The sequence below is a fragment of the Agarivorans sp. Toyoura001 genome, assembly GCF_005405585.1.
Lineage (GTDB): Bacteria > Pseudomonadota > Gammaproteobacteria > Enterobacterales > Celerinatantimonadaceae > Agarivorans.
This window is the reverse complement of sequence record NZ_BJEQ01000009.1, coordinates 104,989-118,194: the sequence shown is the minus strand read 5'-3', so window position 1 is coordinate 118,194 and position 13,206 is coordinate 104,989. Positions and strand designations below refer to the sequence as shown.

Genomic DNA, 13,206 nt, shown 5'->3' with positions numbered 1-13,206 from the left:
ATACACAAAAAAAGCTGACCTCAGGCCAGCTTTATCTAAGCTTGCAGATAGAACTGCAAGTTTAGCAACCTTTACATATCAAAGCCAACGCGGTCAACCAAGCGAGCTGCTGCTGCGCGCTGGTCTGCTACGTCTTGTAACGAAATGCGGTCAGATTTGAAATCGCCTAAGCTTTCAATGAACTCATCGGTTTTAATGCCAGCGCGAACAGGTTCTTCAAAGTTAGCGGTAGCGTACAAGCCTTGAGCGGTTTCACCTACTAAGAACTCTAGCAACTTAATCGCATTATCTTTGTTTTTAGCCGTATTCAGCAAACCAGCGCCCGAAATGTTAATGTGCTGACCGCGGCCACCCACCTGTTGGTCTAAGTACTCAACACGAATTTGCTCGGCCCACTGCTGTTGCTCAGGGCTTTTAGTGTTGTAAAACATTTTACCCATGTAGTAGCGGTTGGCGATAGCAAGGTCACATTGACCTTCGAAAATAGCCTTAGCTTGAGCGCGGTCATTACCTTGAGGTTTGCGAGCTAAGTTGTCTTTAACGCCGCGCAACCATGTTTCAGCAGCTTCTTCGCCATCTTCGGCAATCACTGAAGCAATTAAACCAATGTTATATACATGTTTGCCTGATCGCGTACAAATGCGACCCTTCCACTTTGGATCAGCTAAATCATTGAGAGACGCTAATTCACCCTCTTTCACACGATCTTTATGTGCGTAAACAACACGAGCACGTGTGGTTAAGGCAAACCAAAGGTTCTCTGGGTGGCGCAAGTGCGCGGGTACAACGTCGTTTAATAATGGTGAATCTACCGCTTCAAACAAACCAGCAGCACGTACTTCTTCCAAGCGACCAATATCAACGGTAAGCACTAAATCAGCAGGGTTATTCGCACCAGCAGCCTTAATCTTTTCAGCTAAGCCTTTTTCTGCGTGAACAACATTTACCTTAATGCCGGTTTCAGCAGTAAATGCATCGGTAAGTGGTTGTAGTAGGCTTTGTTGGCGGTATGAGTACAAGTTAACTTCTTCCGCAGCAATGGCTGGCGTAGCAACAACCAATGAAGCCAATACGGCTACCAACGAAGAGAATACAGATTTGTTCACAAGCGAATCCTTCAAATAGTTAAACGCAAATCGTTATCATTTGACTTAAGATTAACATGCGTTAACTAAATTGCCTATGTTTTAAAACAAAAAAGGCCTGCAAAAGCAGGCCTTTTTGATAACAAGTTATTCTTAGTTAGAAGATTTAACTGTTACGAACTCTGGGTATGCATCGATACCACAATCAGACAGGTCCATACCATTCATTTCTTCTTCTTCTGTTACTCGAATACCCATTACAGCTTTCAAGATACTCCAAACAATGAAGCTTGAAACGAATACCCAACCAAAAATAGTTAAGGCACCAATGATTTGGCCAGAGAAGCTAGAACCATCGTTAGTTAATGGAACAAGCAGTAGACCGAACAAACCAACTACACCGTGAACCGAGATAGCACCTACTGGATCATCAATCTTAATCTTGTCGAAGAATACGATTGAAGCAACTACCAATACGCCCGCTACAGCACCAAACATAGTGGCTTGAAGCGCAGTAGGAGTAGAAGGTTCAGCAGTGATTGCTACTAGGCCAGCTAACGCGCCGTTTAGTAACATTGTTAGGTCAGCTTTGCCCCAAGTTAACTTACACACAAGTAGAGCAGAAACAGCGCCTGCTGCCGCAGCTGCGTTAGTGTTTAGGAATACCATAGCAACAGAGTGAGCGCTTGAGGCATCAGCGAGTTTCAATACAGAACCGCCATTGAAGCCGAACCAACCCATCCATAAGATGAAAGTACCTACAGTAGCAAGTGGCATGTTTGAACCCGGGATTGGGTTAACAGAACCATTTTTGCTGTATTTACCTTTACGGGCGCCCAGTAGTAATACACCAGACAATGCTGCTGCAGCACCAGCTAAGTGAACAATACCTGAACCAGCGAAGTCAGAGAAACCAAGGTCGCCTAAGTTGTAAAGACCAAATACGTCTGCACCGCCCCATGTCCAGCTACCTTCTAGAGGGTAGATGAAACCAGTTAGCACTACAGCAAAGATTAAGAATGCCCAAAGCTTCATACGCTCAGCAACCGCACCAGATACGATAGACATTGCTGTAGCTACAAATACTACTTGGAAGAAGAAGTCAGAAGCACCTGAGTATACGCTGCCGCCTTCAAAGCCTTCTTCAGCTTTAGAGGCCAGTACGCCACCTAGGTCAAACGCTTCGATGCCTGATAAGAAGATGCCACCGTCGTACATGATTGAGTAACCACATACCAAGTACATGATACAAGCGATAGAATAAAGTGCGATGTTCTTAGTAAGAATCTCTGTGGTGTTTTTAGCGCGAACTAAACCTGCTTCCAACATTGAAAAGCCAGCAGCCATCCACATAACTAATGCGCCACACACCAAAAAGTAGAAGGTGTCCATGGCATATTGCAGTTGATAAATTTCGTTTTCCATAATTACTTCCCCGTAATCCCTGTTATAAGCTTGCTAAGGTTTCCCTTAGATAGCCTCTGCATCCATTTCGCCAGTACGAATACGTACTACGTTGCTTAAGTCGTATACAAAAATCTTACCGTCACCAATTTTTCCGGTGTAAGCTGCACTAGAAATAGCTTCGATAATGCGATCTACATTTTCTGAGCTAGTAGCGATTTCCAATTTTACTTTAGGTAGAAAATCAACTTGGTATTCAGCACCACGGTAAAGTTCAGTGTGACCTTTTTGACGACCAAAGCCTTTAACTTCAGATACGGTTAAACCATCTACGCCTACTTCGGCGATGGCTTCACGCACGTCATCCAATTTGAATGGCTTGATTATCGCGCTAATTAGTTTCATTTGAGCTCCTCCAAAGAGTCATCGATTAACTTTTCTCGAATAACAACTTACAAGCTGTGTGCCAAAAGCGCATAAACCATAAAAAACAAAGAGTTAAAAACAAAAACTTAATTGACAAAAAAATCACACGCACCAACTTGGTGCCAATATTTTTAACATTGTTCTATTTTGGCTCACAAAATTTCACAACAAAATTCAGCAGCACTAATTAAGTGCAAACATGGTTAAGGACAAATAAACAGGGAAAAGATAACTAACAGGTGAGTAGCTAAGCTAATGAGCAATAAGGATTAATGATTCAAACAAGTAATGCGGAATAGGAAGCTAGGTGGAGAGTTGTTGCACCAAATTAATATTTAATTATGGATTCTAACAATTCGATGAAATCATCATAACCGCACGCACTGTGGGCGGCGTCTAGACTCAAGGCTTCTTCTAGTAAACCGGGATGTTCACTTGATTCGTCTGTAGAGACTTCAATGGTTACTTCGTCGCAACTTGCCACGAAACGAAACTCGGCGCTATCTAAGCAAAGCTCATCTAAACCACTAAGCTGTTCGAGTTGCGCTAACAAACGCAGAACAAACTGACGATCTTTATTTAATTCACGCTCAAGCCACATCGAAAAACACCGATGTTCGTCTCCGCAATCAATAATAAATTCGCCGTCCAAAGAACGGCGTATCGTCAGTTCCATACTAATTAGTCTAGCTGCTCATGCAAGTTGACTGCAAGTTTACGTTAACCGACGTGTTTAGCATAGTAGGTACAAGATCGTAGGCTACATTAGGCTTTAGTTTGAAACGAGCCGCTAGCGCAGATTTAATCTGTTTTTCTAGCACTTCGTTATTAACCGGTTTAACCACTAAGCCCTGCACGTCCATCAATACGTTAAAGCCTAGCAACTGCTTGCTAGCCTCCGACGCCATTGACAAAATAGCAATATCTGAACTGGCAAGTGTTTGACCAGTGCGGATAGCTTTGATTAGCTTTAAGCCTTCGGCATTCGCCAAATCGGTATCTACAATCACAACCTGAAACTCATTGGTCATTAGGCGTTCATGTAATAAGCCTGCACTAGAAAACATTTCCAAATGCTTTAATTCGCCATCTTCCATATGTGATTGGATCTGTTGGCATGTTGCAGGGTCACTCAACAGCAGCGCTTTGGCCTGCACTTGAGCCGGTTCAGCTTTGGTTCGGTTAGGTTGACCTACTGACTCACATCGAGCGATATAGCCCTTTTTAGGGATCGTCGCAATGGTTAAGTCGGTATTGTTAAGCGTGGTAATCACTTTACGTAACTGGGATATATGTTGATTAATAGTATGGTCGGAAACACTACGTCCCCATACTGCGTCAGACAAGTCGTCTCTCCCCACAACTTGATTGACATGTTTACATAAATATCCCAATAAGTGGGTTCTCAATGGTCCTAAATAGGCACTTTTATCCTTAAACGTAATACTATTTTGGCTCATATCTACGGCCAAAGGGCCAACTACAACAACATCATTAAAGGACATATAGTTTTCCAACAGCAAGTAAATGAGCTAGTCAAATCTAGCACGCACTTTATACCAGTAAATACTAAAATATCCTATGACAAATAGCGCAAAATAGCAAAAAATTACAAAAAACTTACATAAAAACAGCTACGAATTGACAAATACGGCATAAAAAATGTAAAAAAGGTAAAGTGAAAGGCAAAAAAAAAGCACAGCTATTAGCTGTGCTTGTCGATTTTGCAGAAGGTTAAACTGCAGCTTGAACGATTACCTCATCAGCGACTTTGGTGTAGTCACTAATTTGATCAAAGTTTAAGTAGCGGTAAGTATCTGCTGCAGTTGCATCAATTTGTTTAGCGTATTCTAAGTACTCGGCTGGAGTAGGAAGCTTACCCAAAATAGCTGATACAGCGGCTAACTCTGCCGACGCAAGATACACATTAGCGCCAGTACCTAAGCGGTTCGGGAAGTTACGTGTAGACGTAGACACCACCGTTGAGTTGTCGGCTACGCGTGCTTGGTTACCCATACACAATGAACAACCCGGGATCTCGGTGCGAGCACCTACACGGCCATAGATTCCGTAATAGCCTTCTTCAGTTAACTGCTTTTGGTCCATACGTGTTGGCGGAGCAACCCACATGCGTGTAGGTAACGAGCCAGTATGTTTATCAAGTAGTTTACCCGCAGCTCGGAAATGACCAATGTTGGTCATACAAGAGCCAAGAAACACTTCATCAATTTTTTGGCCAGCCACTTCAGACAGCAAACGCGCGTCATCTGGGTCGTTTGGTGCACACAATACAGGCTCACCAATATCAGCTAAGTCAATCTCAATAATTTCAGCGTACTCTGCGTCTTTATCGGCTTCCATTAATTCTGGATTCGCAATCCACTCTTGCATCGCTGTAATACGGCGTTCAATGGTACGGCGATCGCCATAACCTTCAGCAATCATCCACTTCAACATAACAATGTTAGAGTTTAAGTACTCAATGATTGGCTCTTTCGCAAGCTTGATGGTACAACCCGCGGCACTGCGCTCAGCAGAAGCATCAGACAATTCAAAAGCTTGTTCAACTTTTAAGTTTTCTAGGCCTTCAATTTCTAGAATGCGACCAGAGAAAGCGTTTTTCTTGCCTTTCTTCTCAACCGTTAACAAACCGTTTTGAATCGCTGCGTAGGGTATAGCATGAACCAAATCACGCAATGTGATACCAGGCTTCATCTCTCCTTTAAAACGCACCAAGATTGACTCAGGCATATCCAATGGCATAACACCGGTTGCAGCTGCAAATGCCACTAGGCCAGAACCCGCAGGGAATGAAATACCAATTGGGAAACGAGTATGTGAATCACCACCAGTACCCACGGTATCTGGCAACAACATACGGTTTAGCCAAGAGTGAATAACGCCATCACCAGGGCGTAATGAAACACCGCCACGATTCATTATGAAGTCAGGCAAGGTATGGTGAGTAGTCACATCTACAGGCTTAGGATAAGCCGCCGTGTGACAGAATGACTGCATGGTTAAGTCTGCAGAGAAACCTAAACACGCTAAATCTTTAAGTTCGTCACGGGTCATTGGTCCGGTTGTATCTTGCGAACCCACTGTTGTCATTTTAGGCTCACAGTATTGGCCAGGACGGATCCCTTCAACACTACATGCTTTACCTACCATTTTTTGCGCCAGCGTAAAGCCTTTGCTTGAAGCAGCAACATCTTGAGGACGTTTGAATACTTCTGATGGTGCTAAACCTAATGAAACACGGGCACGGTCAGTTAAGCCACGGCCAATAATTAGAGGAATACGGCCACCGGCACGTACTTCGTCTAACAATACTTCAGTTTTAAGCTCGAAGGTTGATATAACTTCGTCGCTACCGGCTTTTTTCACTTCACCAGCAAATGGGTAAATGTCGATAACATCGCCCATTGCAAGTTGCTCTACATCTAGCTCAATCGGCAACGCACCAGCATCTTCCATGGTATTGAAGAAGATAGGGGCAATTTTACCACCTAGACAGAAACCACCACCGCGCTTGTTTGGTACATTAGGGATATCGTCACCCATCAACCACAGCACTGAGTTAGTCGCAGATTTACGTGAAGAACCGGTACCAACAACATCACCTACGTAAACTAAAGGGTGACCTTTTTCTTGTAGTGCTTCAATTTGCTTCATTGGCCCAATAGTGCCCGCTTGATCAGGTTCAATACCTTCTCGCGCGTTTTTAAGCATGGCTAAAGCATGTAATGGAATGTCTGGGCGTGACCAAGCATCAGGTGCTGGAGACAAGTCATCGGTATTGGTTTCACCGGTTACTTTAAATACAGTTAGTGTCGATTTCTCAGCTAACTCAGGACGGTTTAAGAACCATTCTGCGTCAGCCCAACTTTGCATCACTTGTTGTGCAAAGTTGTTGCCCGTTTTGGCTTTTTCTTCCACGTCGTGAAAAGAATCAAACATTAGCAGGGTATGCGATAAGGCTTTAACTGCTATCGGGGCTAATTCGGCGTTATCCAATAATGAGATAAGCGGCTCGATGTTGTAACCACCTTGCATGGTGCCTAACAACTCTGTTGCATAAGCAGCTGACACGATAGGTGAAGTCACCTCTCCAGTAGTAATAGCGGCAAGAAAACCAGCTTTTACATAGGCGGCTTCGTCTACACCAGGGGGAATTCGATTAGCTAATAAATCCAGAAGGAATGCGTCTTCACCTGCTGGCGGAGCTTTTAATAACTCTACTAATCCTGCAGTTTGTTCAGCATCTAGGGGTTTAGGTACAATACCTTCAACAGCACGCTCTTCGACGTGTTTGCGGTAGCTTTCTAGCACGGCTCGCTCCTTATTGTAATAATGCCCGTAGGGGATATCCATATATATGGGCCATTGGGTTAGCTGGCCTCATCGGGCTGAGATTATAGCCGTTTTAACTATAAATTAAAATATCGGCATTTTTAATAAACCACTAAAAAACAAACAAAAACCTTTAATTACAATAAGATAAATGCATTATTATACTTTAGCCACAAAGCCTAAAGTTACAATTTATTCACATTTGTCACGTATTTAGAAGTCATTGCCAATAAACAAATATAACGTTTGCTCAGTTTGATTATGCCCATAAGCCAACACTATCGGCCCTAGCATGCTGGTATCTAGAGCCATAAATACGCTCCCAGCCCAAATGGCGCTGTCATATGAAATGTCGCTGGAGTTGTTCCACACCCCACCATTTTCTAGTGAGCCGCCAACAAATACAGGCGCTTGAAAAGCCGGAGATTGATAATGATGAAGTTGGTAGAAATACATTAACCCGGTTAGCGCTTTGTAGCGGCCAGATAGCTGCTCATAGGTAAAGCCTGACAACCTTAGGAAACCACCAAGATCTTGAGCATCAGTAGGGATGATAAAATCACTGCCGGTGCTTCCGTATTCACCAAACCAATTAAAATTATGCTTATCCCAGCCAAAAGGCACCTTCCAGCGTGTTTCAAAACTAGGCGCTAGTACACTAGAAAACTCATCCACATCTTCATGATAAAGCGTGAAATTAACATCCAGCATTTTCCCCTGAGTTGGAAAGGCCCAGCTATTTAGGGTGTCGTAATCAAACTTAAAATAAGGCCCATACAGCCAATAATTCGCTTCTGCAGCGACACCATTAACTTCAATATTGCCATGTTTTGCGGCTAGACCTACCGCCCATTCTTGCCAAGGTTGATAATTCCACGCCAAGTGAGTGCGAAACTGCAGATCGGAGAAACTAGCCTCTAGATATTCAAAGTCTTCCGATATTCCATAAAGGCGGCGATTGCGTTTGTCGTATTCTGCTGAAATCGCCCAAGAGTACTTTAAGCTTTCGGTTATTGGTGAGTAGTATTCGGTATACAGTCGTTTAATCGAACCTATTTCGACTTCATTGCGCCATTCGGCACCCAAATCGTTCAAATTGGTCAAGGTAAAACCCAAACCAATATTGGCTTCAGTTCTATCGGAGAAGTTCTCTTGTAAGCCTATCTTCATGTCAAAATAGCCCGGCCCCCAGCTTTTCTCCTGAGTATCCACATGAATAACATTCTCGCCTTGCTCAGTGCTAATGCGATAATCTACCCGCTCAAATGTTCCTAAGGCATAAAGCTGGCTAATTTTTTCTTCTAACTCAGCCTTAGATAAAAGCTCACCTTGGTTGAGTTTTAAACGCGCCAAAATAACCTCATCACTAAGGCTTGAGTCGTTATTTAGCTCGATACGGCTTACTACAAACTCTTCATGTAACTTGAGCTGCGCTTTACGCTCATTAACAATTTTACGATAGGCCAAATACTCTTGGTGTTGATCGATAACACCTATCCGTTTAGCTAGCTCGGCAATAGGCTCCCTGCCCGCTTCTTTACCTCGCTGTAACGCTAACGGCATAGCAGAGAAGTCGGCGGTATCTACTCCCGTCATATCAGGAGAAATTAATAAATCATCGGCGCTTAACAACGCTATTTGTCGTTCGGTGCCTGAGCGAGTCAAAAAGATAGATAGCTGATCCACTACATCAACCGCAGTATTAAGTTGGCCCTGCTTTTTAAGCCGTGAGCCAATATCCACTGCAATAATAATATCGGCCCCCATCTCTTTAAGTACATCCACCGGCATGTTGTTTACTACCCCTCCATCAGACAGCTGTTTACCGTCTAACTCCACTGGACGTAGTGCTCCCGGCACCGACATACTGGCTTGCATGGCGACTGCTAAATCACCTCGTTCAAGTATATAGGCTTTCATTTCAGCCATATCGGTGGCGACTGCTCGATAGGGAATTGCGAGCTCATCAAAACTTGCTAGTGCTTCTAGATTACTGGTGGCAAATCGGAGAATTTCGGCCATGGTTTGGCCTTGTACAGCGCCTTTGGGTATTTGAATACCTTTCTCATTTAGTCCCAAAGGTAGAGAGATCTGATAATCGTCTTGCTGTTTCTTGCTGCGTAGAGACAACTCGCTCCGTGTTACGTCGTCAACAAAGCCGCTTTCCCAATGAATAGAAAATGTTAATGCTTCTATTTCTTCAGCGGTATAGCCCATTGCCAACATTGCGCCGAAGTATGCGCCCATACTGGTGCCTGCAACATAATCAACGGGAACATTGTATTCTTCTAAAAGCTGCATAACCCCAAGATGCGCAGCACCTTTAGCGCCACCACCACTTAACGCTAAACCTATTTTAGGGCGCGCCACTACGCTAAAAGCAGTAGATAAAAAAACTAACAATAATAGGCTATTGCGCAAACGCGGCATCAAGAGTCATTCCTTTGAAAACAAACAATAAAGGCAGCCAAGGCTGCCTTTATAACTTTAGTTTTTAAAACTATCTGAGTCTATTTTTTCTTTTTCTTAGCTTTGGCATTTGGAAGGTCGGTAATGCTGCCTTCGAAAATTTCTGCCGCTAAACCTACAGACTCATGCAAGGTTGGGTGAGCATGAATAGTTAATGCAATATCTTCGGCATCACAACCCATCTCAATGGCTAGGCCAATTTCACCAAGCAATTCACCGCCATTAGTACCCACAACTGCGCCACCAATTACACGACCAGATTCTTTATCAAAAATCATCTTAGTCATGCCGTCTGGACAATCAGACGCAATAGCGCGACCAGAAGCAGCCCAAGGGAATACCGATGCTTCGTAGTTAATACCCTGTGCTTTAGCTTCTTTCTCGGTTAAGCCAACCCATGCCATCTCGGGCTCGGTGTAAGCAATAGAAGGAATAACTTTAGGGTCAAAGAAGTGCTTCTTGCCAGAGATAACTTCAGCAGCAACATGCCCTTCGTGCACACCTTTATGAGCCAACATAGGTTGACCAACAATGTCACCAATAGCATGAATGTGCGGTACGTTTGTACGAAGTTGCTTATCAACTTCAATGAAACCACGTTCGGTTACTTCGATGCCAGCTTTCTCAGCTTCTAAGCCCAAGCCATTTGGTACACGACCTACAGCTACCAGTACTGCGTCGTAACGTACTGGTTCATGTGGCGCTTGCTTACCTTCGTAAGTCACGTATAAACCATCAGTTTTAGATTCTACGGCTATCACTTTGGTTTCTAACATGATGTTGAACTTGTCTTTCACCTTCTTGGTGTAAGCACGCACAACGTCTTTATCTGCAGCAGGTACTAGCTGGTCGGCAAATTCAACTACATCAATCTCACTGCCTAGTGCGCCGTATACTGTACCCATTTCTAGGCCAATAATACCGCCGCCTAATACCAACAATTTGCCTGGAACTTCTTTTAGTTCTAGTGCATCTGTTGAATCCCAAACACGTGGATCATTGTGTGGGATAAATGGCAATTTAACTGGGCGAGAGCCCGCAGCAATAATCGCGTTATCGAAGTTGATAGTTGTGACGCCTTCGTCACCTTCAACTTGCAATGAGTTAGCGCCAGTAAACTTACCTAGGCCCTGAACTACTTTAACTTTACGCATTTTAGCCATACCGTCGAGGCCGCCAGTCAATTGGCTGATGACTTTTTCTTTCCAGGTACGGATTTTATTAATGTCGGTTTGTGGCTCACCAAATACAATGCCGTGCTCGGCCAGTGATTTTGCTTCTTCAATCACTTTAGCTACGTGCAATAGTGCTTTTGATGGGATACAGCCCACATTCAAACATACTCCGCCGAGGGTGGCGTAGCGTTCTACAATTACTGTTTCCAAACCTAAATCGGCAGCACGGAAGGCAGCAGAATAACCTGCAGGGCCTGCACCCAGTACTACCACCTGGGTCTTGATTTCCTTACTCATTGATGACCTCTTGGTATTGTTATGTTGTAAAGCTGCTGTAGGGTAAATCTGTTAACCATGCAGCTAAACTGAGTTTACGGTTAATCGGTATAAAAAAGAAGAGCCGGGTGATAAACACCCAGCTCTTATTACTAAAGTACTAGTCGGCGAATATCACCTAACAAACCACTTAAGGTGGAGATGAATCTTGCTCCATCTGCACCATCAATCACTCGATGGTCATAAGACAATGCCAGCGGTAGCATTAACTTCGGAACAAAGTCTTTACCATTCCACTTAGGTTTCATCTCACTGCGTGATACACCTAAAATGGCCACTTCAGGCGCATTTACAATAGGCGTAAACTGCGTCCCACCAATGCCACCAAGGCTAGAGATAGTGAAACAGCCACCTTGCATGTCTGAGGCTGTTAGTTTGCCTGCACGTGCTTTCTTCGAAATTTCTACCAGCTCTTCTGAAAGCTGGTAAACACCTTTCTTGTTCACATCACGCACTACCGGTACAACCAAGCCGTTTGGCGTGTCTACCGCAATACCAATATGAATGTATTTCTTCATGATAAGGCTATTGCCATCATCTGAAAGCGCCGAGTTAAACTTAGGCATAGCTTCTAGGGTTTTAGCAGCCGCTTTTAGCATAAATACGAGAGGCGTAATCTTGAAACCAAGTTGTTGCTTCTCAGCAATCACGTTCTGCTCTTTACGGAAGGCTTCCATTTCTGAAATGTCAGCTTCGTCAAATTGAGTAACATGTGGGATCTTCACCCAGTTACGGTGTAAAGCAGGGCCAGAGATTTTCTGAATGCGTGATAACGGAACTTCTTCTACTTCACCGAATTTAGAGTAATCAATACTCGGCCAAGCCGCTACAGCCATACCTGCGCCACCAGTAGAAGCCCCAGACTCAAGTACTTTAACTGCTTGTTTAACGTAAGCTTGTACGTCTTCTTTAACGATACGGCCCTTACGACCAGACGCTTTAACCTTGGCTAAATCAACCCCGAATTCACGCGCTAAACGACGAATAACAGGTGAAGCATGTACGTAGGCACTGTTTTCAACAAACTCACCCGCTTTAGCAGGAGCGCTTGCCGTTTTAGCTGGCGCAGGAGCCGCTGTAGGTTTAGCAGCTTCGGCTGGTGCCACCGCTGGAGCGCTCGCAACAGGCGCTGCAGATGTAACTTCAAACACCATAATCAACGAGCCAGTTTTTACTTTATCGCCAGTCGCAACCTTAAGCTCTTTAACCACACCAGCAAACGGCGCAGGTACTTCCATAGCGGCTTTGTCACCTTCTACAGAAATCAGCGTTTGTTCAAGCTCAACAGTGTCGCCAACCGATACCGTTACTTCGGTTACTTCAACTTCGTCGTCACCAATATCAGGGATTAGAACTTGCTGCTCTTGTTTAGCTGCTGGAGCCGTAGGTTCGGCCTCGGCAACAGGGGTTGAAGCTGGCGCGGAACCGGCTACTTCAAACTCCATAATAAGAGAACCGGTAGTCACTTTATCGCCTACCGCTACGCTAATCGCTTTTACCGTGCCAGCAAATGGTGCTGGTACTTCCATAGCGGCTTTATCGCCTTCTACAGAAATAAGCGTTTGCTCAGCGTCAATAACGTCACCCACATTCACTGCGATCTCAGTAATTTCTACTTCATCATCGCCAATGTCTGGTACGTGTACTAACTCTACCGAGCTAGTGGCGGGCACTGCTGATGCAGCCAGCGCTTCTGCTGCTGGCGTTGCAGCTGCAGCACCTTCGGCTTCAAAAATCATAATCAGAGCGTTTGTAGCAACACTGTCACCCACCGCTACTTTAATTTCTTTCACAACACCCGCTTGAGATGCTGGTACTTCCATAGCGGCTTTGTCGCCTTCTACCGAAATAAGCGATTGCTCTAACTCTACGCTGTCGCCCACATTGACAAGAATTTCGGTAACTTCTACTTCATCATCGCCAATATCTGGTACAAAAATTTCAATACTCATATCACT

Annotated in this window: 9 protein-coding genes; all 9 read right to left on the bottom strand. The window is 44.3% G+C overall.

Annotated elements, in window-relative coordinates:
* Positions 1-71: 71 nt before the first annotated feature.
* A complete protein-coding gene (locus FFR00_RS12345) occupies positions 72-1,106 on the bottom strand; it encodes an extracellular solute-binding protein (RefSeq protein WP_137673710.1) in 1,035 nt (344 codons plus the stop codon).
* Positions 1,107-1,238: 132 nt separating this feature from the next.
* Complete coding sequence (locus tag FFR00_RS12340; RefSeq protein WP_137673709.1) at positions 1,239-2,510, bottom strand: ammonium transporter; 1,272 nt, start codon at positions 2,508-2,510, stop codon at positions 1,239-1,241.
* Positions 2,511-2,555: 45 nt separating this feature from the next.
* The gene (locus FFR00_RS12335; protein ID WP_016400812.1) at positions 2,556-2,894 is read right to left on the bottom strand and encodes a P-II family nitrogen regulator; all 339 of its coding nucleotides are present in this window, start codon (positions 2,892-2,894) and stop codon (positions 2,556-2,558) included.
* A gap of 349 nt (positions 2,895-3,243) precedes the next feature.
* A complete protein-coding gene (locus tag FFR00_RS12330; RefSeq protein ID WP_137673708.1) occupies positions 3,244-3,591 on the bottom strand; it encodes a YacL family protein in 348 nt (115 codons plus the stop codon).
* Positions 3,592-3,601: 10 nt separating this feature from the next.
* A complete protein-coding gene (locus FFR00_RS12325; RefSeq protein WP_137673707.1) occupies positions 3,602-4,420 on the bottom strand; it encodes a winged helix-turn-helix domain-containing protein in 819 nt (272 codons plus the stop codon).
* Between the two features lie 229 nt (positions 4,421-4,649).
* The gene (acnB, locus tag FFR00_RS12320; RefSeq protein ID WP_137673706.1) at positions 4,650-7,247 is read right to left on the bottom strand and encodes a bifunctional aconitate hydratase 2/2-methylisocitrate dehydratase; all 2,598 of its coding nucleotides are present in this window, start codon (positions 7,245-7,247) and stop codon (positions 4,650-4,652) included.
* Between the two features lie 234 nt (positions 7,248-7,481).
* On the bottom strand, positions 7,482-9,698 hold the full coding sequence (locus tag FFR00_RS12315) for a patatin-like phospholipase family protein (protein ID WP_137673705.1): 2,217 nt from the start codon (positions 9,696-9,698) through the stop codon (positions 7,482-7,484).
* Positions 9,699-9,778: 80 nt separating this feature from the next.
* Positions 9,779-11,209, bottom strand: a complete 1,431-nt coding sequence (lpdA, locus tag FFR00_RS12310) for a dihydrolipoyl dehydrogenase (RefSeq protein WP_137673704.1) — start codon at positions 11,207-11,209, stop codon at positions 9,779-9,781.
* A gap of 131 nt (positions 11,210-11,340) precedes the next feature.
* Complete coding sequence (aceF, locus tag FFR00_RS12305; protein WP_137673703.1) at positions 11,341-13,200, bottom strand: pyruvate dehydrogenase complex dihydrolipoyllysine-residue acetyltransferase; 1,860 nt, start codon at positions 13,198-13,200, stop codon at positions 11,341-11,343.
* Positions 13,201-13,206: the final 6 nt, after the last annotated feature.

Excerpts from the sequence above, each read along its gene's own strand:
- FFR00_RS12340 (WP_137673709.1), bottom strand. The coding sequence starts at position 2,510 with ATGGAAAACGAAATTTATCAACTGCAATATGCCATGGACACCTTCTAC.
- FFR00_RS12335 (WP_016400812.1), bottom strand. The coding sequence starts at position 2,894 with ATGAAACTAATTAGCGCGATAATCAAGCCATTCAAATTGGATGACGTG.
- FFR00_RS12330 (WP_137673708.1), bottom strand. The coding sequence starts at position 3,591 with ATGGAACTGACGATACGCCGTTCTTTGGACGGCGAATTTATTATTGAT.
- FFR00_RS12325 (WP_137673707.1), bottom strand. The coding sequence starts at position 4,420 with ATGTCCTTTAATGATGTTGTTGTAGTTGGCCCTTTGGCCGTAGATATG.
- FFR00_RS12315 (WP_137673705.1), bottom strand. The coding sequence starts at position 9,698 with ATGCCGCGTTTGCGCAATAGCCTATTATTGTTAGTTTTTTTATCTACT.
- lpdA (WP_137673704.1), bottom strand. The coding sequence starts at position 11,209 with ATGAGTAAGGAAATCAAGACCCAGGTGGTAGTACTGGGTGCAGGCCCT.
- aceF (WP_137673703.1), bottom strand. The coding sequence starts at position 13,200 with ATGAGTATTGAAATTTTTGTACCAGATATTGGCGATGATGAAGTAGAA.